Raw genomic sequence first — 26,290 nt, forward strand, 5'->3', positions numbered from 1 at the left:
CGGGTTGAGCGACTACCCATCCCGATATGTATGATTAAACTAAGCCAGATGTTATTAGCGCAACGCAGTTTCTCGCTCACAGCAGATAGCCTGATTTGAAAGTCTCACAACTGAGATCAGACTACTTCAAACCAGAGAAAATCTTTATAAATAGGATATTCGTTCTGCGCCTTCATCACTGGAGGCTCAATATTTTCTCGTGCTACTGCAGTTTTTTCTCTTTCAGGAACTGGCTTACTAAATCTGCGATCTGAACATTATTCAGATCAGAAAACGGGAAGTGAGTATTGCCTTTTATTCCTATCTCCGGAAGGTGCGTAACCGTCACATCCCCGCCGTGTTTGTTCACCACGTTGCGCCACTCACGAGCCATTGCCAGGCGTACTCGCCAGCTGTCCTGCGCGGGCATCGCCACGGGTTTATCCGGTATGTTATCGCCGTAAATAATCAGAATCGGGATTTTAGTCAGTGCCATAAACTGTTCCATTGGAACAGGTTCACCTTTCAGCGTGTCGAAAGCACTTGGCATTGGTGCCGGTAATTCTTTCTCCGGAAAAACAAAACTGCTGCCTGGCTCAAAGGCGATAATGGCTTTGACCTTGTCGTTTTTCATCGCGGTATACCAGCCTGGCCCGCCACCCTGAGAGTGGGTGAAGAGGATAGCCGGACCGGATTTATCCACTACTGCGGACATCGCATCAGAAATTACATTGATATCAAACGGCCCTGTATTCGGAGTCATCTGACGGAAATACTGATTCAGTGCCTCTTTGTCGTGAGAGAACTGAACGCCTTTAAAATACTCAGGCCACACGCCAACACGGAACTGATTAAACCACATCTGCTCATCGGGTTTTGGCGTGACAGTACCTTCTACTGTAGAGCGCCCGGCGCTGCCCCGACGCGGTTGATCGACAAGATAAGTAGAGAACCCACGGCGCAGGAATATATTCTGAAACCCTTCGCGACCGTCCGGTGTGCTTTCCCAGGTACGGGAAAACTGACCTGCGCCGTGCAGCATGACAATAGGGTATTTATGCGGATTTTCCGGAATTTGGTAGAAAACAGACGCATGATCACCATGATAAGTTTGACCAGCAGAATCCAGTGGTTTTTTCGCGTTAAATGTACCTGGTGCTGCGATGATAGCGCCGCCAGCAGAAAAGCTTCCTTGTTCCTGAATGATTAATGGCTCTGCATACACCGACTGAACCGCCAGACCACCCGCTATCACGCTGATGGCCAGCGCTTTTAAGATTGTCTTCAAGATTACATCCTCTGTTATGTTTGCAGCTTAATAATATCTGAGTTGGCCCTGGCGATAATTTCGTTCCGATGAATACCCTTATTTGTCCGGTTCATGAATAGGAACGATTAGCTACGTATTGTCTCTAACCAGTTAGTTACCATCTCTGTGGTTCTCCGCTCCTGATCGCATTCAATGACCAGCGGTTTTTCCCGGCGCGCGGTTGGGGCAAGTTTTGCAAGGATGCCGTCGCTGTCCCCTTTACCGTAACCGCCGTGGGTGATAAATGGGATGAGTAATTTTCCCTCGAGGTTATGGCTGCTCAGAAAGGTTTGTACTATGGGTGGCACACTGGTGCTCCAGACGGGAAAGCCTAAATACACGGCCTCATAACGTTCGATATCTGCGACGCTATTTTTTAATGCCGGTTTAATTCCCCGGGCCCGTTCATTTTTTGCTTGTTCAACGGTCTGAAAATAGTCTTCCGGATAAGGTTTTTCCGGCTCGATTGTAAACAGATCGGTATTCAGGCTTCGGTGAATGATACCCGCAACCACCCGAGTGTTCCCGCTACGAGAAAAGTACGCTACCAGAATGCGGCTATTACCCCGTACGTTTGCGTTTCCAGTTGCCGCTGAAGCCAGAGAAACGTTCGCCAGTGTGAGCCCGGCAAGCGCTGTAAGTAACATTCTTCGGGTGGAATCATGCTCCATAACTCACTCCTCTGTTTGCTTGCCACCGCCCATTCCAATGCTTCTTCAACGCGAATGGCTGCAACATTTTCGCCATATTCACGCCGAAACTGCGCCAGCGGGTGCAGCATTTGCCGAGAGATTAAAACCAAAGGTCAGCAGTATCGCTGTCCAGGAAGAAAACGTAGAGAAGGGCAGTAACAGTGCGGGGTAAGGTAAATATCGAGTCATGCAAAGCGTCCTTATCAAGGATGGGAAAGATAGCCTGCGATGATTCTAAAGAGTGGGACATGTCTTCAGGCTGACGACCCCCTGACATCTGTGTCAGTTAATCTTATTTCTGGCTCTGTCCCGGGGGGAGTGTGGCTGAATGCGTTATCCGGCTGCATTGCAAACGTGACACCAAATGTGTTGATACCGTCCTCACTACGCGCAAAGACGTCCCCCTGGTGCATAATGGCGACGGCACGTACGATTGATAAACCCAGCCCGTGATGGGTATCGCTCCTGGCTCTGGAAGTATCGACGCGATATAAACGTTCAAAAAGCCGATGTAAATGTTCCGGCGCAATGGGAGCACCCGGGTTAGAAACTTCAACGCAGGCGTGATTATTCGTTTCGCTCAACCGAACGGTAACCGTACTGTTGGATGGCGAATGTCTTGCGCTGTTTTCCAGTAAATTTGCAAGTGAACGGTGGAACAGCCGTCGGTCGATATGCGCGGTGACGTCACCTTCAATATCAAGGGAAAGCTGTTTTTCAGCAAAGGAAGGCTCTACATACTCCGCTGTTTTAAGGGTCTCTTGACGCAGGGAAACCTGCATAAGCTGGGAAGCGTGTTCACCCGCGTGAGCATGTGACAAAAAAAGCATGTCGTTTACGATCGACGTCATACGCTCAAGCTCTTCGAGATTCGAACCTAAAAGCTCTTCCAACTCATCATGCGAACGTCGGCGTGACAACCCCAGTTGCGTCTGGCCAATCAGGTTGGTCAGCGGCGTACGAAGTTCATGGGCTACATCAGCGTTAAAACTTTCGAGCTGTCGCCAGGCTACCTGCTGCCGTTCCAGCACCCCGTTAAATGATGAAGCGAGTTGCTGCAATTCTTTTGGTAGTGCTTTGGTATCAAGGCGTTGGCCGTGGTCTCCCGGTGCGAGCTGCTGTGCCTGTTTACTGAGTGCGCCTAGCGGACGTAGGCCGATCCTTGAGACCATATAACCCAGCAGCGCTACAATAAACACCCCCAGAGCGGCAATAATCAGCAGGGTGCGCGTGAATGCATCAAGCGTGCCCATATACGGAGTGGAGTCGATGGCAACCACATAGCGCAACTCAGGTCTTTCGCCGTTGGCGGGGATTGTTTTTACCAACAAATGAAGTGAGCATGCCCCTTCGGATGCGCCGGGCATTTTATTAAACCCCTCCCGTAAAGAAGACCACTGGATCCCAGTCGGCGGTGTTCCGCCTACGCTAAAATGTGGGTTATCACTCACTACCCAGTAGCGAACAAGTTCGCCTTCTGAATTGGTTAACATGTTGAATTTACTGGCAAGCGTAGACCAGCCGTCAAGAGAAGTTCGCGCAGTGATCCACGGGCTCATTAATGATTCACGAAACAGTAGCTCGTTGTGTATCTGTTTTTGCAATGAGTCATGCAGCGAGCTTCGTAGTGTTATACCGATAACGGAGAGAATCAGCAGAGCGGATAACGCAAACATCAGTGCCAGATGGACGGATATGGAGCGCTTAAGCATGCTTATCCTCTTCATTTATTCTGGCCTGACTTCGAGAACGTATCCCATACCACGTACGGTATGTAGTAATTTTATGCCGAACGGAGCATCAACTTTGGCCCGCAGACGTTTAATAGCAACTTCAACCACGTTGGCATCGCTATCAAAATTCATGTCCCATATCTGCTCAGCAATCATCATCTTTGACAGAATTTCCCCCTGATGACGGGCCAGAAGGCTCAACAGGGAAAACTCTTTCGCGGTCAGTTCCAGTCGCGTTCCTGCACGAAACACACGGCGAGCCAGTAGATCAAGATGCAGATCGTAGATCTGAAGTTGGGTGATGTCGGCTCCATCCGTTGACCGGCGACGTACCAGCGCCTGAATACGCGCCACCAATTCAATGAGTGAGAAGGGCTTAGGAAGATAATCATCAGCACCAAGTCGAAGCCCTTTAACGCGCTCGTCGACCGACCCTCGAGCAGATAACATTAACACGGGGGTCTGTTTACTAGCCCGTACGCCCTCGAGTACCCGGTAGCCATCCATCCCCGGCAACATCACATCAAGAATTATCGCGTCGTAGTCGAACTCCAGCGCGTAATGGAGGCCTTCTGCACCATCTGCTGAGACATCCACCGTAAATCCAGACTCGCCCAGCGCACGGCTGAGGTAGGTAGATGTTTTTTCTTCGTCTTCTACTAAAAGTAACCTCATCCTGTTTCCTCCATTCGCTGTCCGTTCAGCAGCCGCACCCGGGGGATGGTAATTATTCAGCCCCAACAGCTGGCTGACATTTTTCTGACATTTCTGTCAGTTACAGATTCGGTCTTAAGTGACAATGCCAGTCAGTCTGACTGTTTCATAAGCTTGATTAGTGCTTTCCGCGTGTACATCTAAGACTAACGATGTCGGGATGAAAGATAATTACACACATTAAATAGGCGCTATGAACGAAACTCATAAACCGGACAGGGGCATGTAATCGTTATTTTTACCTGAAAGGGATGTTGAATGCTGTGTTTGTAGCGGCATAAATTTACTGTGCCGCTACAATTTCTGCGATAGCAAAAGTCAGATTGCTGATTGCCGCTAGCGAGGTTGCTGCTGGGTAGTGCAGTGAATGCCACCGCCACCTGCCGCGATGCCGTCGATATTGAGTTGAATAATTTCACGTTCAGCAAACAACTCCTGCAAAATATCGCGAGTATTGCGGTCAGTGCGTTTATCGCCAAATTCCGGTGCAATAATCGCACCGTTGCAGACATAGAAATTGATATAACCTGCGGCGAAATCATTGCTTGCGTAGGCTGGACGGATAGCGGAAGGGCCTTCCAGCGTGATCACCTTCAGGCGCCGTCCTTTTGCATCCGTTGCGGCGCGCAAGATTTCCAGATGACGTCTGGTTACGGCATAATCAAATGAGGACTGATCCTGCTCGAGTCCAGCCACCACCGTACTTGGGTGAGTGAATCTGGCATAAAAGTCCGTATGTCCGTCGGTAATATCTTTCCCGGCAATGCCGGGTAACCAGATGATTTTTTCCAGCCCTAGCAGGTGCTTCAGCTCTCTTTCACACTCGGCTTTGCTGACGCCGGGGTTACGATTCGGGTTAATAACACAGCTCTCGGTGATAATCGCCGTGCCTTCGCCGTCGACCTCAATCCCACCACCTTCCAGCACCAGTGATGAGCGAATAAACGCGGCCCTAGTGTAATCTGTAACGAATTCTGCCACTTCAGCATCTCGAGCGTGCTCTTGCTTATCACCCCAGCCGTTGAAGTTAAACCCAATGCCCCCGAGCTCCCCGCTAGAATTATTCACAAACACTGGCCCGGTGTCGCGGATCCACAGATCGTCAATCGGATGAATCAACAGGTTGACCGTCGACCCGCACAGCCGTGCTGCCAGGTCGCTGTCCTCTTCGCGTACCAGCATATTCACTGGCTCAAATGCGGCGATGGTTTTTGCGATTGTCGCCAGATTTTCCCTAACCACTGGTAGCAGATGAGGTTCCCAGATATCCGCACTGGCGCCAAACGCCATCCAGGTTGCCGCATGAGGTGCGCCTTCATCCGGCATTTGCCATCGGCGGCGTTCTGCAGCACTGGCTAATTTACTGAAGCTGCAGCCCATCATACTGGCGAGTAACATACTCGTTGAAGTTACCAGACTCTGCTTGACGAACGAACGTCTTGTCATCATGGGGAAACCCTTTGTGATTATTCACCCAATATACGGTGAACAGAATAATAATAGATGGTAAATAACACGAGTATATTATTAATAATATAGGTGATATGAAAACCTGAGCGGAATATAACACAGGTGTTATAACTTGCAATTGCTCTGTTTTATATAATGAGAAAAAATGGATGATATTAAAATTTCTCAACTATATATTTATATATAATTTATATTTATTCGCTGTATTTGTCTTGTCAGTAGAGTAACCGCGCCGTCTGACAGCGGGTTGCTGAGCAGAGTGTGATCTGCCCGAATGTTCCGCAGGTCTCGGGGTGGATTTTCAAATAACTTTTTGCCGGTAGACTATAGTAAAGATGGCCATTATTTCTCATCATGAATAACCATGGGCGGGGACGGAAATGAAGAAGATACTGATGCTGGTCGGAGATTATGTCGAAGATTACGAAACTATGGTTCCTTTTCAGGCGCTAAAAATGTTAGGTCATCAGGTTGACGCTGTCTGTCCAGATAAAAGCCTGGGGGATTATGTTCAGACCGCCATCCATGATTTTGATGGGGCACAGACGTACAGCGAGAAACCAGGGCACCGTTTTACCCTGAATGCGAATTTTACTGATGCGCGGGCAACAGATTATGATGCATTACTGATCCCCGGAGGACGTGCCCCCGAGTATTTACGACTGAACCCTGATGTCATTCAACTGGTGCAAGACTTTAACGCGGCGGGTAAACCTATTGCCGCCGTATGTCACGGCCCTCAGATTCTGGCTGCAGCAGGGGTGTTAGAAAACCGTACATGCAGCGCCTATCCAGCTTGTGCGCCGGAGATTCGGTTGAGCGGTGGACATTACGCAGATATCGGGATTGACCAGGCATACGTCGATGGCAATCTGGTTACGGCACCTGCATGGCCTGCGCATCCTGAGTGGCTGGCTAAATTTGTCGAAGTATTATCGAAGTAAGAGGCCCGTTGAGTAGAAAGTCGGTATAACCTGTTCGGCTATACCGATTGGGGCATCATGATTGTTTATAAATGAGGCACCAATATATGCAGGTGCCTTTTCTCTGGTGAAGGGGCAGAAATCGGAATACGACGAGACAAAAATTACCGAATCGCATTTTGAACGAGTTTTTCGAGTTTTTTTAGTGTGTTAACCGATGCCGTATCAAGACCATGGACTTGTAGACTTTCCATTGGGTGATAGCTTACTAAAACTCGTCCATCTTGCTGCTGGCTAATCAGAACCCGAAACGGTAGATCAAGAGCCAGATCAGGATGTGCAAGCATTAATGGTGTCCCTGCTAAAGGGGTTCCAAAGACAAGCACTGTTGTCGGTGGCATTGATAACTGGACACTCTGGGCTGCTTTTGCGTGGTCAAATTCACCAAATAACACCAGGTTATTGCGGTTAATTGCGTTTATTAAATGTTCTCTTGTTTGCGGATAGTTATAAGCACTAAAATTTTTTTGCATAATGTCAGCATTATTATTTTCAGCATATCCTGTTATTGTTGCAGAGATATATAGAACCAATAATATGAGGCCTTTTTTGATAAAACGTTGCATTATTACCTCCATAAGTCAGAGTGCGAAAAAATTATTGCAGATACTAACTTTTTCTCTGACTCTCTCTTTTGACGATACACTTTGCTGAGTGCACCATTACGATAAATCCTGCGGCTAGCATTATTGTATCTTTCAGCACTAGTCGGCCGGCACCAGAAAGATAAGGGAACCCTGTATGGGCATCAGCACCATGCACCCACGTTTCTGGCGTAAATATCAGGAATGTTAACGTTACAAAAGGTGTCAGGAACGCCATGGTCGCTCCCCAGAATCCAGCTTTTGGCGAAATGTAATGAGACAGAATGAGCAATGCAAATATTACTTCTATGACGCCTAATCCAGTTGAGTATCCGTAGGTATTGTTTGCATTATGCCAAGCACGATGAGCTTCGACTAATTCGCCTTCATGATTCATAAACTGTGCATAGTTCATGGGATCATTGTAAAAGAATGACATAAATGGGCTGTTAGCAACAAAGGGGACTATGCTGTCTGCCTCATAAGGTATAAATTTCAATAAACCAATCCACATAAATACAATGGCAATGGAAATACGACACAGGTTAACGCCTATGTTTTCTTTTGTTGAAATATATTTGTAGATATCATTGAGCATTGGATTTTCCTTTTGGGTATTAAACACAATCCTTTATATCAGTAGTTCACGAGCAGACCCTGTTCTGACGTCCATGCTTTTTGTTCAGGAGTCTTTTTTATAAATTAACGTACTTGACCTCACATTTTGAATGTGATTTTAATGTTGCAATAAAGTAAATTATAATCGAGAGTGGAAATTGGATATGGCGGCTTGTGTTGATAGATGTCGTTCAAAATGAGGGTAATTAGACTGATAACTTTAAATTCTCGTTATGTAATGAAGAGATTAATGTATTAATTTATTTTATATTTCTTCAGTATCTGCTGTGCTATCTGTACCAATACAAGAGTGTTGGTCTTCACTAACTTACATAATAGATTAATATGGTTTAATATTCTTGGGTGTGAAATCCTGTTTTTGATAAGCTATTGTTTATTATAAGCTCAGTAAAAGTAGTAAATACTATTTTAAGAATTTTCTCTCTGTAATAAATTGTGTATACTCGATCCTGCAAGAAGCTCTTCCGTTATCATTAAAACAATAAATCTGTCCTTAACACCCGTATTGCCTCTACTCTGTATCTCTTCTCAGGGTAGAGGTTTTTTTTTACGTCTATGCAATAAAATATTCACTACACGGGTAAGCATTATTATGGCTAATATGATGATTAGCGACGTAAGTTTATAATGCTGCGATATTTTCTGTGTACAGATATATTAAGGCTCAATAGTACCAGCGCGTTTCTATTTGAAGGTGAATTGTTTTGTTGTGGTCTTATATACAGGGGTATAATAAAGATGGGCTTATAATTTCCTTGTTTTCAGTGTGATAGGTATTTTTAACCATTAAAATAAATGTGACTTTGTTCACGGATTTTAATTCATTAAGTGGGTATTCCTAGATTAGTGCAACAGCGTTGCACTTTGTTTTTGAAAATTTGCTCATTGAAAAATATAAAATGATTTGTTTTGAACATAGCATTTGTTGTCGAAATCCCCACAAATAGGCGCTCAGGGATAGGCACTGTTTTTTACTCTCCGGTTTTATCTGGCTCGCGCTGCATGCAGGTCTCCTCTCGCAGTACCTCGTAAATAATACATTAAAGGATGTCCCACAATGGATATTGTTGAACGCTTTATTAACTACACCAAAATCAATACAACGACTTCAAGGGAAAACGGTGCAAACGGGATAATGCCTTCTTCCCCTGGCCAGATGGTGCTGGCAAAGCTGCTTGCAGCAGAGCTTGAAGCATTAGGAATGGAAAACATCGAGGTTAGAGATACTGCTATCGTGACGGCAACATTGCCCGGGAATACTGACGACAGCGTTCCAGTTGTCTCTTTCTTTGGTCATCTGGATACCAGTGCAGAACAGACCGCGAATACGAATGCACAACGTCTCCCCTACAGTGGCGGCGATTTGTGTCTGAACAAAGAGCTGAATATTTATCTTCGTGAAAGTGAATTCCCTGAACTGAAAAATTATATCGGTGATGACCTTCTCGTGACAGATGGAACCAGTCTTTTGGGAGCGGATGATAAAGCCGCTATCGCGGCTATTATGAATGCGCTGCAGTACCTTGTTGAACATCCAGAAATTAAGCATGGCACTGTGAAAGTCGGTTTTGTGCCTGATGAGGAGCAAGGCTTACGGGGGGCAAAAGCCTTTGATGTTTCGGCATTTGGTGCTGACTTTGGCTATACCCTGGATTGCTGTGGAATTGGTGAGTTTGTTTATGAAAACTGGAATGCAGGCGATGCAGAAATTATCTTTACCGGTCAGTCTGCACACCCTATGTCAGCCAAAGGCAAGCTTAAAAACTCTCTGCTGATGGCCCATAAGTTCATTTCTATGCTCCCAGGAGGAGAAGCGCCTGAATATACGGAAGGGCGTGAAGGTTATTATTGGGTGAAACAACTACAAGGCAACAGTGCCCGCACGGTGCTCAAGCTGGATATTCGTGATTTCAGTGAAGAAGGCTATCAGGCACGGATGGAATTTATTCGGCAACTTGCACAGAGCACCAATATGCTTTGGGGTGAAAATAGCGTGGTCTGCCACTTATCCGATCGCTATGCGAATGTTTTTAATAGTCTGCAGGGCAATGCTCACTACCCCATTGATATTGCTCTACGCGCCTATCAGAAATGTGGTATTACCCCGGCACCGGTAGCTATGCGTGGCGGCTATGATGGTGCGGTTCTCTCTCAGAAAGGATTGCCTTGTCCGAATATTTTTACCGGTGCCCATAATTTTCATTCAATTTATGAATACCTGCCGGTACGTTCTCTGCGCGCTGCCAGTGATGTCGTTGTGGCAGTCATTGAGGAAACCTTTGCTGAGTTCGCGGAGCGGAGAACTCAGTCATGATTCAGGTACTTATTGCCCTTTTGGTTATTGTTGTCGTCGCCCGTCTGATCCTGAAAGGTTATCGCGCTGAGCCGGTGTTATTCATTGCGGGTTTGGTGTTGATGATTTGTACCGGATTGACTGGATGGGGGTCCGTATTGCCGAAAGGGGTTGCCGGTACGGGAATTTCATTTCTCGATCCTTTCGAAGTTATGCGCGATCTTTTCAGTACGCGCGCTGCCGATCTTGGTCTGATGATTATGGCGTTAATGGGATTTGCGCATTACATGGATCATATCGGGGCGAATGAAGCAGTGGTGCGTGTAGTAACGAAACCATTACGGGCGCTGCGGTCGCCATATATTTTACTTTTTTTCTCCTACCTGCTTGCCAGCCTTCTTCAATTGGCCATCCCTTCAGCCACCGGACTCGCGGTGTTACTGATGGGGACGATGTTCCCTATTATGCTGGGATTAGGGCTCTCCGCGGCCTCTGCTGCGGGAGTGATTGCGACCTCGCTTGGTGTGGCGTACACCCCAACAGCGATAGATGCCATCAGGGGATCTAAGGCCGTTAATATGGATGTGGTGGAATATGTTGTCTACCATCAAGGGCCTGCTGCGCTTGCAACCGTTTTGGTCGTGGGGGTCTGTCATTTCTTCTGGCAGCGGCATTGCGATCGTAAAGCGGGGACTTTACCACGGGAAATAGGTACCGCTGAGGTTACCGACTCAGGAAAAGCACCGGCTTTTTATGCGCTGCTCCCCATGCTGCCGATATTGATGGCGGTAGGTTCATCCGCAATGTTTGTCAGTGGCATTAACCTGAACATTATCACCATCGTCCTCATTTCCATGGCTATTTGTATGCTGATTGAGTGGTTACGGACCCGTGATTTAAAGTCAGTATGCGAAGGATTCAGCCACTTTTTGAAAGGAATGGGAACCGCGTTTACCGGTGTGGTCGGTCTGCTGGTTGCTGCGGGGGTATTCGCGCATGGTATTAAGGTCATTGGTGCGATTGATCAGTTAATTCTGATGGCAGAACACGTTGGATTACCACCATTTGCAATGGCGGTTGTGTTTGCACTGGTGACGCTTGCTGCCGCGATCATTATGGGGTCTGGTAATGCGCCTTTCCTGGCGTTTGTTGAGCTTATTCCTCAAATTGCTGCAAGTATGGGGGCTAATGCTGTTGCGATGATCCTGCCTATGCAGCAGGCATCTCATATGGGGCGGGCTATTTCACCTGTATCCGGCGTGGTGATTGCTGTTTCAAGTGGTGCGAAGATCACCCCTTTCGATGTAGTTAAACGTACCGCTGTGCCGTTAATTGTAGGCTTTATCACGCATACCCTGATTATCGGTATCTTCTATTAATCGCTCCTGCTAAAAGAACCCTTCCGGCTTGTAGAACGCGGAAGGGGGTTTTTGGGGCCAGAACAGGAACCTTAACTCATCATTTTTATGAATAAAGGGGAATTTATATCTTTAATATTATTGATGCCTCTATATTAAATTTCATTTAAAGCCCATCCTGATCATTTTATGACTTCTGTCGTAAAGGTATGCAATAAAATGATTTCATCAGGAGACTTAATGTCTGCGTGAGGGGTGGCTGATCGTTTTCTGAGCGTTGCTGGTGGGATATGTCAGGAAAACTTCCGCTAATGAGCGGTTTTTGAGTTTTTATGATAGTTGGGTCCACAATATTTCGTGGTATTAATTGCCTTTGAGTATTATTAGTTTTCATCTTTATCGTATTCTTCTTATTATTTTTTACCATTTCATAAAAAGATGAAAGGTTAAGAAATGTAATATGTTATTTATGTGGTTTTTTTACATGGAAATAAATTAATCTGGATCATATTTTGGTGGTTTCAATTGTAGTATTTTTTTAAATGGAGTAATACAGGATTTAAATGTAATGATGATTTGTGTAGGTGGGTTTTAAGTGGTAAGTGATTCAGGAAAAGTCAGTCAGTTGAGACATAATTATCAGGATGAGCTTGAAACGTTTACCTGGAGTGCGTTAGTCGCAATAGGCATCGCAATAATGGATAATAGAATTTACTCTAAAATGTCAGAGCATATTTTTATTATGAACTGGTTGGCAATTGCAAAAAAGAGGAAGCTCTTTCCAAAGAGTATCGCTAATGAACTGCAATGGCTGATTGATGAAGGAAAGAAAAAAAGTCTCAATGCACAACTTAAATTTAAAATAGAATACTTATATTCTACATCGAGTAGCGATGTGACAATACAGAATTACTATTTTAAATTTACCCATGCTATTGAAGTGTTGCGAAACAATGGGTGGGAGAGTTTTCTGCTCACCCCAGGGAAGTGGCGTGATCTGGATGATAAAATTAAAGTTAGAAACGGCAATTTTATATTTATGGATGATGCTCGGCTACAAGAATGCTTTGGTATTCAGGGTGAGATCTTAAAGCCATTCTGTGTCCGGGTTTATGGTGATGTTGAGTTCGCTAAATCACTTTTCATCAAAAATAACCTTCCGGTTGAGTTTGTGAAACACACTTCAAATGAGTTTTATTACTTTCAGTTTCTTTTAGATGAATAAGGTTTCACTAACGAATACATACTTAATATTTTTAGAGCGGAGAATGTCTTTTTATCTGAATATAAAAATATCGACTATAAATCACGAGTAAAGGACCAAGTGATGTTTACGCGAAAGTTAGTGGTTACTGATGAATGGGTAAAGTTATCTGATATTCCTGCCAGTGTGTCTATATCCTTTAGGGGGATTATTGAAATATGTGAAAGCACATCGGTCCCGGATGATAATACACCCTTGTTGAGATTTGAGAATGAGATGGCACCGATCGCTGTTGATTCGTTATCCTGGCTAAGGGTTCCACCAGGCAGTCCGGGAAGTGTTATCGTCTATATTCTCTGATTCTGACATCACCTTCGTTTAAATCAATACAAACAGCTCAGGCATTCTTAGTGTCTCAAAGTATTCAAATTAGGTGCCGTTGCTTAATACATAAATGATATTAATGTTCACTTGCTTTAATTTTATTCTTTCAGGTACCAGAAGTATACTGTATGCCGCAGTGTGTATACCTGTGTACTTTACTATATCATAGTGTAAATAGTGGGAAACTTTCTAATAATTAACCATTTTACAGGTTAAGGTATTACGGGCTGAGTCGATAACAATTAAGTCATAGAAGATGTTTTTATTGTTATGGAGATGTTTAAATGTTAAAAAATATGAAGGTTAAAACCAGCCTGTTATTACTATTGTTGTTATTTACATTTATGCAGTTTTTTTCTAATGGACTGGAGTTATTAGATCTCAAAAACACACAGAAAAGTACGCTTTTACTACATAATATAGTAAGAGAGCAGGATTCACTGCATAGTATCACTGGATCTATTAATAAATTAAGGGGCATGCTTGATAATATTCAATTGCATGATTCTGCTGATGTGCAACAGACATTAAAACAAGCACAGGATGAGATTGCTTATGCAAGACAAGAGTTCAATGTTTTCTGGGACATACCTGGATTGACGACGGATGATCCGCAGGCAGGAAAAATCATCAAGACTGCCTTTGAACAACAAATGGATTTTGAAAAAAAACATATCGATCAGTTAAATGAAGTTATATCGAGCGGACGTATCGCTGATGCATCAATAAATTTAAATAATGAATTGCTCGCTTCGCGTAAAAATTTTGATAGCCAACTGGCTAGCTATTATAAATCAACAATGTTGATCAGTGAGAAGATCGTAGGGCAAACACACTCCCAGTTTAATTCATCAATAATTAAAATATCGGTGATCCTGGCGTTTACGATTTTCATCTTTTTTATTTGTAATATCTGGTTGAACCGCACAATCATCCTACCATTACGAACAGTATCTGAACATTTTTCACGGATTGGTAAAGGCGATCTGAGTCATCCTGTTAAGGTACAGAGTAACAATGAAATTGGTCTGTTATGTTTGAATTTACAAAATATGCAGAATGGCCTTCGGGAAACTGTCACAACGATTCGTGATGGTGTCGAGTCTATTAATATCGGTATGCAGGAGATAGCGACAGGTAATACAGACTTGTCTACCAGAACGGAACAGCAGGCTGCAGCTGTCGTCGAGACGGCTGCCAGTATGGAACAGATATCCGCAACAACAAAGAATAATACCGATAAGTCACACCAGGCATCCGCCATGACGAATGAAAGTACCGAAATGGCATTGCGTGGCGAACGCTTAATGAGTGAAATGGTTGAGAAGATCCATCTGATTAGCCGCAATGCGCAGAACGTAAGCGAAATATCGAATGTTATTGATAGTATTGCTTTTCAGACCAATATCCTCGCACTAAATGCAGCAGTGGAAGCCGCTCGTGCAGGCGAATCAGGTCGTGGATTTGCTGTTGTGGCTAGCGAAGTCAGGACTCTTGCCCAACGCAGCGCTGCTTCAGCAAAGGAAATTACGGACTTAGTTGCCAGAGCGGCAATCAGCGTCAAAGAAGGTGTGGAAATAGCCGAAAACAGTGGTGTCATGATGGCGAATATTGCGGAGGCAATACGTAACATCAATATATTGATGGAAGATATATCCGGTGCTTCAGGCGAACAAAATAGCGGCATAGAGCAAATCCGGGTAGCTGTCACTCAAATGGAGCAGGTAACCCAGCAAAACGCATCATTGGTGGAAGAGATTGCCGCAACGACAGGCAGTGTGGAAGAACAGTCGGCAATGCTATCGCAGGCAGTGGCTGTATTTCAGGTAGAGGTAAATCAAGAAGAGAGCCTCAACGGGAGCGACAGCATACGTTAGTCGGGAAATGATCATCTCATCAGCAGTTATTCAGTCTGGTGAGATGCTCGGGGCAACGCCCGAAACGATACCTGGCAGGGGACTCATGTTGTAACATTATTGATAATAATTCTCATTATTGTTGTTGTGCCCTGCGGGTAATGGTAATGTTGCACAACGAGTTAATCCCATTTCCTATGCATAAGACAGCATGAACAACACCACCGCCCAAAATGCTTCCGGACGCTTAGCACGAATTTTCTCCGTTAGTGAATTTATGGATTTTGGCGAGCGCTACGGTATTGATTACCGCTTTCCGATGCTGAAGCAAAAACCGGATTTACCGCATTCCTGCGCCGTGCTGCAAGGGGAAGTTGAGGAGATGACACTTCCTTGCGGTATGTGCGTGACCCATTCCGACGTACAGGTGCTGCAACCTTATGAAACAACCTCCCGCCACAGCAGTCCCCTGTATATGCTGGTGGTACTGGAAGGGTGCGTGATACTGACGCTCAACGGGCAGGAGCATGTGGTGCGTTCCGGCATGGCATTTAGCTCCCGGCTGAGTGAACATCAAACGATGAGTGCCCGCCACCATGCTGACTGCAAACTGCGTACGTTATCGCTGGGACTGTATCCCGACGGCGCATGGGGCACAGGATTGCTCGAGTCGTTGATGCGTGAGTGGGAAAGATGCCAGACGCCAACGCTTATCTGGCAGGTTCCGGGCTTTTTGCTTAGCGGATTACAGTATGCGCAGCAGAGTACGCTCGGTAGCGTGCCCCGGCAACTGATGCTGGAAGGACTTATTTTACAGCTGTTCGGTCACGGCCTGAGCGTGTGCCAGATGGAGAGCGGTAAATATCAGCCTGCCAATGGTGAACAACAACGGCTGGAGATCGTTCGTCGTCTGCTGGAACAGACGCCGGAGAATGACTACACGCTAAACGATCTGGCCCAGCGAGCGGCGATGAGTCCCAGCAGTTTGCGCAGTAAATTTCGGGCAGCCTACGGCTGTTCGGTTTTTGACTATTTGCGCGATTGTCGTCTGGAACGTGCGCGCGGCTATTTGCTGGAAGGGTACAGCGTTCAGCAGGCGGCATGGATGTCGGGTTATCAGCACGCCACTAACTTTTCTACCGCCTTTCGTCGTCGCTATGGTTTTCCGCCTGGCGATGTACTCAAACTTTGCTAATCCATTTTTCTGCTTTGTGCGAAGTCGAGACTAACATTTTGGCACTGCGCATACGCAACCTGGCATCCGGCATAGCTATCTTCGCCACCAAAAAGGTAATAATTCTTATTTACAATTAGAAATGCCTTTGGAGATGTTCATGTTCGCTAAGACTCGATTGGCGCTGTTGGTGGGATGGGTAACCGGCAGCGTGGCTTTTCCTCTGCTGGCGCAGGAAACAACAAAAAACGATACGGTGGTTGTCACCTCGCAGATGCAAAGTGGTGCAACCAAGCTTGCCACGCCGGATATTGAAACCCCGCAGTCGGTGTCTATCATCACCCGCGAACAGTTTGAAGAGCAAGGGGCAACCAGTGTGCGTCAGGCTGTGAGCTATACACCAGGGGTGTACAGCAACCAGATTGGCGCTTCGAACCGTTTTGACTACATTGTGCTGCGCGGTTTTTCTGATGGTAGCCTCGACAACGTCTATCTCGATGGCCTGAAAATGATGGGCGATACCAACTCTCACAGCTCGTTGGTCGTCGATCCTTGGTTCCTTGAAAACATCGAAGTGGTTCGTGGTCCGGCATCCGTGCTGTATGGTCGCTCTTCTCCGGGCGGTATTGTTGCGCTGACATCACGTAAACCCTCGTTTGACCCTGGCGGGGAAGTGAAGTTATTTGCCGGGAACAACAATCAGCGCGGCGCAGCCTTTGATGTGACTGGCGCTCTGGATGATAACGATCGTGTGGCAGCGCGTCTGAGCGGAATGACGCGCTACGCGGACTCGCAGTTTGGTCCATTGAAAGAAGAGCGCTATGCGCTGATGCCAAGCCTGACCTGGCGGATCACCGACCAGACACGCCTCGATCTGATGGCCTATCTGCATCGTGATCCGGAAGGTGGCAGCCACTCAGGTTTGCCTTATGATGGCACCGTGGTTCCCCACTATGGTCAGAAGATCTCTAACACCTTCTTCGAAGGTGAAGATGATTACGACAAATACGATCGCCGCGAAAACATGGTGGGTTACAACATTGAACACATGTTTGACAACGGTTGGTCGGTGCGGCAAAAGCTGCGTTATTTACATACCGATGTCGAACTGAACCAGGTTTATGCGGCAGGCTGGCTGAATGAGACTGAACTCAATCGCGGCTATTCTGGATCCGATGAGAAAATGTCGGCAATTACGCTGGATAACCAGCTTGATGGTAGTTTTGATACCTGGCAGGTGAACCACCGTCTGTTGGTGGGGATCGACTATCAGGATCGCAGCAATAATACCACTGGCTACTACGGCGCATTCCCGCCAATAGATGCCTTTAATCCGGTGTATGGGGCGAAGCCGGATTACATCAGTATGTATGCGCGTGAAAAACACAAACTGCGCCAGACGGGCTATTATCTGCAGGATCAGATGTCCTGGGATCGCTGGCGTATTACTCTGGGCGGTCGTTACGATCAGGTCAGTGTGTCAAATATTGATAAGATCAACGACTCGCGTAGCGATCTGGATAAAAACAACTTCAGCACCCGCGCCGCTCTGCTCTATCTGTTTGATAACGGTTTAGCCCCATACGTGAGCTACTCTACCGCCTTCACGCCGACCAGTTTTGCTGATGAAAACGGTAACCTGCTGGATCCAATGAAGGGCAAACAGTGGGAAGCCGGGTTGAAATATGAACCAGAAGGGCTGAACAGCCAGTTTAGTGCGTCGGTTTTCCGCATCAATCAGACCAATATCGCCACCAAAGAAGAGCCGACCGATCCGTACCGTTCAATTGGGGAAATTGAATCCGAGGGTGTGGAGCTGGAGGCGATTAGTCAGCTAACAGATAACTTCCGTTTGCAGGCGGCGTATACCTACACCGATATTCGCTATAAGAAAAGCAGTCCGGAAGAGCAAGGTAAGCGCGCTGTTTATGCGCCGCGTAATCAGGCCAGTAGCTGGCTGAGTTACGATGTGAAAAGCGGCCCGCTGGATGGTCTGACGCTGGGTTCTGGCGTGCGTTATGTCAATGGCATTACCAGCGATCGTCTGAATACCCACACTCTACCTTCATACACACTGGTGGATATGGCGATTGGCTACGACTTAACGCATATCGGCCTGAAAGGGGTGAGCGCGCAGCTCAACGTCAATAACCTGACCGATAAACGTTACGTTGCGGCCTGTAACTCACTGTCTTACTGCTACTTTGGTGCTGAACGTAGTATTGTCGGCAGCGTGTCCTGGAAGTTCTGATAGCATAAATGGCCCGGCGTGAGTCTCGCCGGGCAATCCAGGGATCAGCGAGATTACTGAGTAAAGCCGTTATCGATACAAATCTGGGCGTTGGTTCTCAGGGTAAAGGAGAGCTTATTGGGATACTGGCTGTAATAGTTATGTTCTTCTTCCAGCCCCTTCGCCTGGGCCAGGCGTACCGTTTCCAGTGAGCAGGTACGATAAATCAGATCTTTTTTCATGATTGCTTGTTGTTCCAGCTGCTTATTTGTGGGCAGCGCCAGCCAGATTTCTGACAGAGAGTAATCAAACACCACCCGATTGCCTTTAGCCTGAATATTTTCAACCGTAATAGAGTCGTCAACTTTCAGCCTCGGCTGTCCACGCATCTTTTTCTTCTCTTCAGCTGCGGCATATTGGGTTAACGCATCGATATCCATCCCGGCTATTTTTTGCTTATAGATTTCAACATAAGTGGCAGGTTGCTGATAATGGTTAGCGTAGGCGTTTCTTAATTCCCCGTCACTCATCGTACAGCCAGCAAGAAAAACAGGTAATACCAGCGTCAGTTTTATTTTAGTCACGATTTTATTCCCGAACATTATTGTGGTCCCTTATTGCCTGTAATGAAATAAAAATTGGGTTATTACAGTTGATATTTAAGGTTGTATAAACAGGGCGACGGGGGCACAAGTTCATTAGTCTTAAAGTGGCATGATAAACAGAAAACCCTGCCAGAATTAGCAGGGTTTTTGTATGGTATGGGAGCGGGTGTGGTGGTGCAGATTATTAGTGCCCAATCATCCTGGCTTTGGGTATCAGTTGGAAATACATATGCTCAGGAATTGGCGTGTCCCAGACCTTCGCATAGACCGCAAAACCGATAGCTGAGAAGAGGATACTCAGTACCAGCATTGCCATGACTACACCGGAAAGCGCAGTTTGACGCCACAAGGGTTTACTGTTTTCTTGCGATCCTGGCGGCGTTTTTAGTGAAAATGTAAGCGTTGAAGCCACCGGACAGGATTCTACGCAGGTCATACAACCGGTACATTCAACGGTTCTGACCTGAATCAAACGATCGACTGGAATCGCTGACGGGCAGTTTTTCGCGCATTTTCCGCAGTCTATACAACTGTCTGCATTACGTCGTATTCTAAACGGAGAAAGCAAGGAGAAGAGGCCGAGCAGTGCGCCATAGGGGCACAGATAACGGCACCAGGCATTGCGGATAAATAAACTCATGACGCTGATAACGATCACGAAGATGAACGTAGCTCTGCCGATATTGCGGAAGAAATCGAGCATCTTAACGTCGATGATCATTCCATAAGCTGACATCAGGAAGTACTGAATACCTTGTGCGGGCATTGACAGGGCGATATACAGGAAAAAACTCAACAGCAGATATTTCAGACCGAGCAGCGGGATATCCAGCCAGCGTGGTAACCTGAAATGGCGTCCAAATAGCTTTTTCCCTACATTGCCAATCAGTTCTGAAAGCGTACCCACCGGGCATAGCCACGAGCAGAATGATTTTTTTAACAACAGGCTTATCAGGATAAATGCCACTAACAGCAACATTGAGGCTGCATGAACAGGCGGAAGATAACCGGTCTCCAGGGTGTATCTGATATTCATCAACCCTGCGATGGGGAGCCATCCCTCAATGCCGCCAGGTCTTGGAATATAAACGCTGGTGCCGGCGGTTTCGAAATAGCGGACCCAATAATAGAACGTTACGCCAATGTAGATATTGATGGACAGCAGGAGAAACTGGGTGGCTCTTCTCCAGGTGGTGGCATTGCGCCAGTCATTCCACGGTAGTTTTCCTCCGGTCGTGCCGGGGCGGCGCTGCCAGCGAGTTCTCTTTTTCCCGTTCATGGTGTTGTATTATCCCTCTTTATTTCCTCCACACAGGAGGATGCATCACCGGGATATGCTAACGCCAGATAGATATAGTGTATTTGATTTGCATCTTATTAAGTGACTGTTATTTTTATAGCGTTAAAATGCCTTCATAAAAATAACAGCCGATAGTTATCGCAGGTCAAATAAATACCTCGTTCGAGGTATTTATTATTTGGCACTTACTTTAGCTGGATGCCTGGGGTCATTCCTGATAAGTCTCTACGCGGTTACGTCCATTACTTTTCGCCAGGTAGAGCGCACGATCGGCTTTATCAACCAGTTGCTTGTAGTCCGGATGATAGTCATATTCGGCGATACCAATACTGACGGTAATAGAGAACGACTCAGCGGCAGAGGCCACCATCTGTAGCTCAGCGATTTTCTTACGCAGGGTTTCCAGAATAATATTCGCCTGTGAAATATCCGACTCAACCAGCAGGATCATAAATTCTTCGCCACCGTAGCGAAAAACATAATCGCTGCTGCGGATATGTTCATAAATGATGGCCGCTACGTTCTTCAGCGTGATATCACCGGTGTTATGCCCATAGCGATCGTTGATTTGCTTGAAGTAGTCGATATCCAGCATTGCCAGAGTAAAAGGCTTACGCGAATGTAATGCCAGCGAGATTTCACGGCGCATGATGGTCGGAATAAAGCGACGGTTAAGCAACTGAGTCAGCGAGTCTTTACCATTTTCCTGTTTGACCAGCGCTTCAAACATCGAGGCGAGAAGGAAATGCATTTTTGCAGAAAGCTGTCGAACATCCTGTAAAAGACTCATCCGTTGGGCTTCTGTCGGCTGCTGATTCGACAATGTCTGCGTCAGGCGATCGTCGATTTCTACGATCAGCGACTCCATCTCAGCCAGCAGATTGCTGTTGCCAAGAATGTGTTTTCCCTTATGCGAAAACCACATGCCAAAATCAGAGTTCGACAGAAAAACTATCTCCGCGGAGGGCAACCCCGTGGCTATATTGTAGATAAACTGGTTTTCCCAGTCGGTAAATGAACGGATTTGCCGCTCGCGCTCTACGTTGACATCATCGTAAATTGTCTGCAGGCGATACTGCTCCTGCGTATGCATCGAGTTTTGATAACTTGGGGAGTAGGAGACCGTCATGGCCTCCAGAGCGGTATCCATTGCCAGGCTGCTGAAACAGATGGCATCGCTTAACAGGCCGGGTGGGTAGTTTGCTTTCTTTTTAAGTACCCGATACAGCTCATCTTTCAGCTTACGTGCGCCGCGATTAACCAGATCGATTGGCAGGCCAATTCGCGCATGGACCACGCCAATATTGCGTTGTTTCGCCAGCAACTGTGAAATATCTTCCTGCGCACTGCCGAGTACGCTACGAAGCCAGTCAAACATACTGCCGCTGAGGCGAGTGCTGACCTGTTCGGTATTAAGGAATAACGCGCTCTCAGCATGGGAGAGCATGTAGTCATAAAAAACAGTTACTAAATGGCGGATCTCCTGATCGGTTAATGATGTCAGGAGCGTGTGAACTTCAGGAGGTGTCTGGCGCAACAGCGCCTGCCATTCCGAAAGGAGTAATGTGTCGTTTACCGGATCAACCTGTTCCATCTCACAGCCACTCAAAAATACGATTGAAAAATTCAGGCGGTATTACGGACAATTACGTCACGATGGTCAAGTTAAACTCTCTTAACGATGGCTAATACCTTCATAAATCAGCCTTAAAGCGAAGACGCCGATAATGGCGCCAATCACCCGACTGGCAACCCGTTGAATACGTCCGTATGCACGACGCACTGCGGGTAGAGAAAACGCCTGGCTGAGAAAAATACGCCAGATAACGGAAGAAAAGACTATTCCTGCCCACGCCATTAACCTGGCCCAGGTCGGGGTTTCTGCACTTAACGTTACTGAGAAGATACTAATAAAAAACAGCACGGTCTGTGGATTGGACAAATCCGTTAATAATCCACGACGGAAGAAAACATACCAGGGAGCGGAGAGAGGCTGCTGTAATGTGGGCATTTGTGGTGTGGCCTGATGCCGTATGCTATTCCACGCAAACCACAGCAAATAGGCGCCACCGATAATTTTTATCAGCGAAAATATCTCTTCACACTGGGTGATAAGCGTCGCCATCCCAAAGAGTCCCAGACCGGAATAGAAGGCATCGCCTAATGCAACGCCCAGTCCTGTCATTACGCCTGCTCGCCGCCCTGATGCCAGGCTGGTTTGCACCACCACGAACAGATTCGCGCCGGGGTTAAAAAAGGTTAAAACAAATAAACTGACAGTAAGTACGACGGCGTGTAGAGGTTCCATAAACAGCGCTTCCATCTGTGAAAAAATTGGCGTTTTACCTTCAATCGTAATTGAGGTCGTTCTGAATTAACCCATACTATAGTTTTAGTGTAAGCATGATTCTGAGTATGTACTCACACTGTTTTATGAAACGCCGCCGATGTTGCAAACGGGCGTCTGGGGTGTTTTCAATAGACCGGGCGGGGTGGCGCACGCAGCGCTACAGGAATCTCTGCCGCCATTGTTTTGCAAAATATCTTTATATTTCTGTTAGCTCTGGATTTTTTATTCGGGCTGAACTACTTATTAATCATCCTTGACTCGCACGATGGATGCTCAGGGGTCGATAATGGCGTAAAACAAAACCTGGAGTTTTTATATGAAAACTGGATATAAGTTATTAATTGGTGCGTTAGCTTTTGTCGTGACCAACGTGTATGCAGCAGAATTTATGACAAAGGTTGAGTTTGAAAAGGTTGAGTCGCAATATACAAAAATTGGTGATATCTCAACAAGTAATGAAGTTTCCGTTGCAGATGCCAAAGAAGAACTTCTAAAGAAAGCAGAAGAGAAAGGTGCTGACGTTGTGGTATTAACATCCGGTCAAACGGATAATAAAATCCATGGCACTGCCAATATTTACAAGAAAAAATAATGCGCTGTATTGAAAGATAAAATACCCGCCAGTCCTTGTACTGGTGGGTTATTCTTTTAGCCTGCGCCAGAATGTGGTTCTGCTGATACCGAGATATCGTGCTGCCGCTGTTTTATCGCCATTGAATTGTGCCAGTACCTGCTGTGGCGTCAGCGATGGTGATATCAGGGGGATTTCGGCGACATTGGTCAGTTCCGGCATTAACTGCTGTAAGAAATGGACGTTCAGCTCCGGCTGTGGATCCTCACTTAAAAATAGCGCCAGACGCTCCATCATATTGCGCAGTTCACGAATATTCCCCGGCCAGCCATAATTCAGCAGAGTATGCTGACTCAGACTCAATCCCTTGCGCACTGTCTCTGAAAACGGCACATCTAATTCCGCCAATGACTGTTTTAAAAATCCTTCTGCTAGCGGCAAAATATCGGGCAGACGCTCGCGCAGCGGCGGCAACTGCAGACGCAGAATGCTCAGGCGATAAAACAGATCGGTACGAAACTTTCCCTGTTTCATCTCCTGCTCAAGATGACAATGCGTGGCGCTAATCACCCGCACATCCACCGGGATTGGCTGATGTCCGCCCACCCGCGTAACCTCTTTTTCTTCCAGCACGCGCAGTAGTCGGGTTTGTAGCGGCAGCGGCATCTCGCCAATCTCATCGAGAAACAGCGTTCCACCGTGGGCGATTTCAAACAGACCCGCGCGTCCTCCCCGGCGCGAGCCGGTAAATGCGCCATCCTCATAGCCGAACAGCTCAGCTTCCAGTAATGATTCGGTGATGGCCCCGCAGTTGACGGCGACAAACGGCGGTGAGGGCTTCCCGCGTCGATTCTCCAGGCGGGTGAAATATTCACGATGAATGGCCTGCGCCGCCAGCTCTTTACCGGTTCCGGTTTCGCCCTGAATCAATACCGGCGCGCGGGAGCGGGCGTACAGCATAATCGTATGCCGCATCTGTTCCATCTGCGCAGAGTGGCCGCGCATGTCCACCAAGGCATAGCGGGTACGCAGCGTCTCACCAGAAGCATACTGGCCGTTTCGCCGTAGCGTCATTCGGGTCATATCCAGCGCATCGCTGAAGGCCTGGCGCACGGTGGATGCCGAATAGATAAAGATGCCGGTCATACCGGCTTCTTCCGCCAGATCGGTAATCAGTCCCGCGCCGACCACCGCTTGTGTACCGCAGGCTTTCAGCTCATTGATTTGTCCACGGGCATCCTCTTCAGTGATATAGCTGCGCTGCTCAAGCTGTAAATTGAATGTTTTTTGAAAGGCCATCAGCGCGGGGATGGTTTCCTGATAGGTGATGACGCCAATCGACGAAGTGAGTTTTCCCGCTTTCGCCAGCGCCTGTAACACATCAAATCCGCTGGGTTTAATCAGGATCACCGGAATGGACAAGCGGCTCTTCAAATAGGCACCGTTGGAGCCTGCGGCGATGATGGCATCGCAACGCTCAGTGGCCAGCTTTTTACGGATCCAGGTCACTGCCTTTTCAAAACCAAGCTGAATAGGGGTGATAGTCGCCAGGTGATCAAACTCCAGGCTAATGTCGCGGAAAAGTTCGAACAGACGCGTGACGGAGACCGTCCAGATAACCGGTTTGTCGTCGTTCACCCGTGGAGGAAGATGTGTATCAGCCATAGCTAACCCAAAAAGTCAGGAACCGAATATTGGGTTTAGTTGTGTTTCATAAATGTTGCAATGAAACACTTAAACCAGTTTCATGAAACGATAGCTGACACGCTTTTGTGCAACAAAGATATAAAGATTGAATTTAATTTATTGTTTTTAAAAACAAAAATAGAAAATGAATAAAAATTAAGGTCTTTGGCATACCCCTTGCTTTAGTTAATCAACGAACGATAACAAGTTGATAACAAGAGGATGGGATATGTCTCTACACTCCCCAGGGCTGGCGTTTCGCGCCGCGCTCACCAAAGAAAATCCATTACAAATCGTTGGCACCATTAACGCCAATCACGCGCTGTTGGCTCAGCGTGCCGGGTATCAGGCGATTTATCTGTCGGGTGGTGGTGTCGCTGCCGGATCGCTGGGCTTGCCGGATCTCGGCATCTCCACTCTGGATGATGTTCTGACCGATATTCGCCGTATTACCGATGTCTGCCCGCTGCCGCTGCTGGTGGATGCAGATATTGGTTTCGGATCCTCGGCATTTAACGTGGCGCGTACTGTGAAATCAATGATCAAAGCTGGCGCCGCTGCGCTGCATATTGAAGATCAGATCGGCGCTAAGCGCTGCGGTCATCGTCCGAATAAAGCGATCGTCTCCAAAGAAGAGATGGTTGATCGTATTCGCGCCGCAGTGGATGCGCGCACAGATCCGAACTTTGTGATCATGGCGCGTACCGATGCGCTGGCGGTGGAAGGGTTGGAAGCGGCAATCGATCGTGCGCGGGCGTATGTCGAAGCGGGTGCTGACATGCTGTTCCCGGAGGCCATCACCGAGCTTTCTATGTACCGCCAGTTTGCTGATGCGGTGCAAGTACCGATCCTCGCCAACATTACCGAATTTGGCGCCACGCCGCTGTTTACCACCGATGAATTGCGTAGCGCTAACGTCGCAATGGCGCTCTATCCGCTGTCTGCTTTCCGTGCTATGAACCGCGCCGCAGAAAGGGTTTACAACGTGCTGCGCCAGGAAGGCACGCAAAAGAGCGTGATCGACATTATGCAGACGCGTAACGAGCTGTACGAAAGCATCAATTATTACCAGTACGAGGAGAAGCTCGACGCCCTGAATCTCAAGTAGGCCTGATAAGGCGCAGCCGCCATCCGGCACTGCCGGATGGCACTACGTTTATCCGGTCTACGGCGTAC

At 47.0% G+C, this 26,290-nt stretch carries 22 protein-coding genes; 9 read left to right on the plus strand and 13 right to left on the minus strand.

The features are described from left to right. Window positions 1-202 precede the first annotated feature (202 nt). The 6 genes from OGY01_RS11865 to OGY01_RS11890 all read right to left on the minus strand — a co-directional run bounded on the left by OGY01_RS11865 (window position 203) and on the right by OGY01_RS11890 (window position 5,876). Window positions 203-1,267 carry an alpha/beta hydrolase gene (locus OGY01_RS11865; protein WP_048221992.1) on the minus strand — a complete coding sequence of 355 codons (1,065 nt, stop codon included), beginning with the start codon at window positions 1,265-1,267 and terminating at the stop codon, window positions 203-205. A 107-nt stretch (window positions 1,268-1,374) separates the two neighbouring features. Beyond that, window positions 1,375-1,959 carry a flavodoxin gene (locus OGY01_RS11870; RefSeq protein ID WP_045440295.1) on the minus strand — a complete coding sequence of 195 codons (585 nt, stop codon included), beginning with the start codon at window positions 1,957-1,959 and terminating at the stop codon, window positions 1,375-1,377. Window positions 1,960-2,037: 78 nt separating this feature from the next. Beyond that, entirely contained in the window at window positions 2,038-2,169 is a 132-nt protein-coding gene (locus tag OGY01_RS11875; protein ID WP_255642487.1) for a hypothetical protein, read from the minus strand. 65 nt (window positions 2,170-2,234) lie between these two features. Then, a complete protein-coding gene (locus tag OGY01_RS11880; RefSeq protein WP_225760559.1) occupies window positions 2,235-3,692 on the minus strand; it encodes a heavy metal sensor histidine kinase in 1,458 nt (485 codons plus the stop codon). A 15-nt stretch (window positions 3,693-3,707) separates the two neighbouring features. Continuing rightward, window positions 3,708-4,388 carry a heavy metal response regulator transcription factor gene (locus OGY01_RS11885; RefSeq protein WP_045440301.1) on the minus strand — a complete coding sequence of 227 codons (681 nt, stop codon included), beginning with the start codon at window positions 4,386-4,388 and terminating at the stop codon, window positions 3,708-3,710. 375 nt (window positions 4,389-4,763) lie between these two features. Beyond that, window positions 4,764-5,876, minus strand: a complete 1,113-nt coding sequence (locus tag OGY01_RS11890; protein WP_286493148.1) for an agmatine deiminase family protein — start codon at window positions 5,874-5,876, stop codon at window positions 4,764-4,766. 401 nt (window positions 5,877-6,277) lie between these two features. Here OGY01_RS11890 and OGY01_RS11895 point away from each other — a divergent pair, with 401 nt between their 5' ends. Continuing rightward, the gene (locus OGY01_RS11895) at window positions 6,278-6,841 is read left to right on the plus strand and encodes a DJ-1/PfpI family protein (protein WP_200013312.1); all 564 of its coding nucleotides are present in this window, start codon (window positions 6,278-6,280) and stop codon (window positions 6,839-6,841) included. Between the two features lie 143 nt (window positions 6,842-6,984). Here OGY01_RS11895 and OGY01_RS11900 read toward each other — a convergent pair whose 3' ends face one another. Beyond that, a complete protein-coding gene (locus OGY01_RS11900; RefSeq protein WP_286493149.1) occupies window positions 6,985-7,446 on the minus strand; it encodes a DUF302 domain-containing protein in 462 nt (153 codons plus the stop codon). 43 nt (window positions 7,447-7,489) lie between these two features. Then, window positions 7,490-8,050 (minus strand): reactive chlorine resistance membrane protein RclC, encoded by a 561-nt coding sequence (rclC, locus tag OGY01_RS11905; RefSeq protein WP_404842376.1) that lies wholly within the window; start codon window positions 8,048-8,050, stop codon window positions 7,490-7,492. 1,110 nt (window positions 8,051-9,160) lie between these two features. Here rclC and pepT point away from each other — a divergent pair. From pepT to foxA, 6 genes are all read left to right on the plus strand, one after another. After that, entirely contained in the window at window positions 9,161-10,417 is a 1,257-nt protein-coding gene (pepT, locus tag OGY01_RS11910) for a peptidase T (RefSeq protein ID WP_045440314.1), read from the plus strand. Then, on the plus strand, window positions 10,414-11,775 hold the full coding sequence (gene dcuC, locus OGY01_RS11915; RefSeq protein WP_045440317.1) for a C4-dicarboxylate transporter DcuC: 1,362 nt from the start codon (window positions 10,414-10,416) through the stop codon (window positions 11,773-11,775). Before pepT ends, dcuC begins: the two co-directional genes overlap by 4 nt. Before the next feature lie 574 nt (window positions 11,776-12,349). Further along, window positions 12,350-12,979 (plus strand): DUF2913 family protein, encoded by a 630-nt coding sequence (locus OGY01_RS11920; RefSeq protein WP_048221986.1) that lies wholly within the window; start codon window positions 12,350-12,352, stop codon window positions 12,977-12,979. A 647-nt stretch (window positions 12,980-13,626) separates the two neighbouring features. Next, on the plus strand, window positions 13,627-15,219 hold the full coding sequence (locus OGY01_RS11925; protein ID WP_286493151.1) for a methyl-accepting chemotaxis protein: 1,593 nt from the start codon (window positions 13,627-13,629) through the stop codon (window positions 15,217-15,219). 190 nt (window positions 15,220-15,409) lie between these two features. Beyond that, on the plus strand, window positions 15,410-16,393 hold the full coding sequence (locus tag OGY01_RS11930; protein ID WP_286493152.1) for a helix-turn-helix transcriptional regulator: 984 nt from the start codon (window positions 15,410-15,412) through the stop codon (window positions 16,391-16,393). A gap of 121 nt (window positions 16,394-16,514) precedes the next feature. Beyond that, on the plus strand, window positions 16,515-18,623 hold the full coding sequence (gene foxA, locus OGY01_RS11935) for a ferrioxamine B receptor FoxA (RefSeq protein WP_286493153.1): 2,109 nt from the start codon (window positions 16,515-16,517) through the stop codon (window positions 18,621-18,623). A gap of 53 nt (window positions 18,624-18,676) precedes the next feature. Here the strand turns inward: foxA and OGY01_RS11940 are convergent, their stop codons facing one another. The 4 genes from OGY01_RS11940 to OGY01_RS11955 all read right to left on the minus strand — a co-directional run bounded on the left by OGY01_RS11940 (window position 18,677) and on the right by OGY01_RS11955 (window position 22,815). Further along, window positions 18,677-19,186, minus strand: coding sequence for a hypothetical protein (locus OGY01_RS11940; RefSeq protein WP_225760564.1), 510 nt, complete (start codon window positions 19,184-19,186; stop codon window positions 18,677-18,679). 205 nt (window positions 19,187-19,391) lie between these two features. After that, the gene (locus OGY01_RS11945) at window positions 19,392-20,486 is read right to left on the minus strand and encodes a 4Fe-4S binding protein (protein WP_286493154.1); all 1,095 of its coding nucleotides are present in this window, start codon (window positions 20,484-20,486) and stop codon (window positions 19,392-19,394) included. A gap of 229 nt (window positions 20,487-20,715) precedes the next feature. Beyond that, complete coding sequence (locus OGY01_RS11950) at window positions 20,716-22,101, minus strand: diguanylate cyclase (protein ID WP_286493155.1); 1,386 nt, start codon at window positions 22,099-22,101, stop codon at window positions 20,716-20,718. An 81-nt stretch (window positions 22,102-22,182) separates the two neighbouring features. Then, window positions 22,183-22,815, minus strand: a complete 633-nt coding sequence (locus tag OGY01_RS11955) for a LysE family transporter (RefSeq protein ID WP_045449464.1) — start codon at window positions 22,813-22,815, stop codon at window positions 22,183-22,185. A 358-nt stretch (window positions 22,816-23,173) separates the two neighbouring features. On the opposite strand from OGY01_RS11955, the gene yahO reads away from it, so the two are divergent. Then, window positions 23,174-23,449 carry a DUF1471 family periplasmic protein YahO gene (gene yahO / locus OGY01_RS11960; RefSeq protein ID WP_045440330.1) on the plus strand — a complete coding sequence of 92 codons (276 nt, stop codon included), beginning with the start codon at window positions 23,174-23,176 and terminating at the stop codon, window positions 23,447-23,449. 48 nt (window positions 23,450-23,497) lie between these two features. On the opposite strand, the gene prpR is transcribed toward yahO, so the two are convergent. Beyond that, a complete protein-coding gene (gene prpR / locus OGY01_RS11965) occupies window positions 23,498-25,093 on the minus strand; it encodes a propionate catabolism operon regulatory protein PrpR (protein WP_225760566.1) in 1,596 nt (531 codons plus the stop codon). 250 nt (window positions 25,094-25,343) lie between these two features. Between prpR and prpB the strand changes: the two genes are divergently transcribed. Continuing rightward, on the plus strand, window positions 25,344-26,222 hold the full coding sequence (gene prpB, locus OGY01_RS11970; RefSeq protein ID WP_045440332.1) for a methylisocitrate lyase: 879 nt from the start codon (window positions 25,344-25,346) through the stop codon (window positions 26,220-26,222). The last annotated feature ends 68 nt before the right edge of the window (window positions 26,223-26,290 follow it).

The organism is Citrobacter sp. Cm038, from assembly GCF_030333105.1.
Taxonomy (GTDB): Bacteria; Pseudomonadota; Gammaproteobacteria; order Enterobacterales; family Enterobacteriaceae; genus Citrobacter; species Citrobacter murliniae.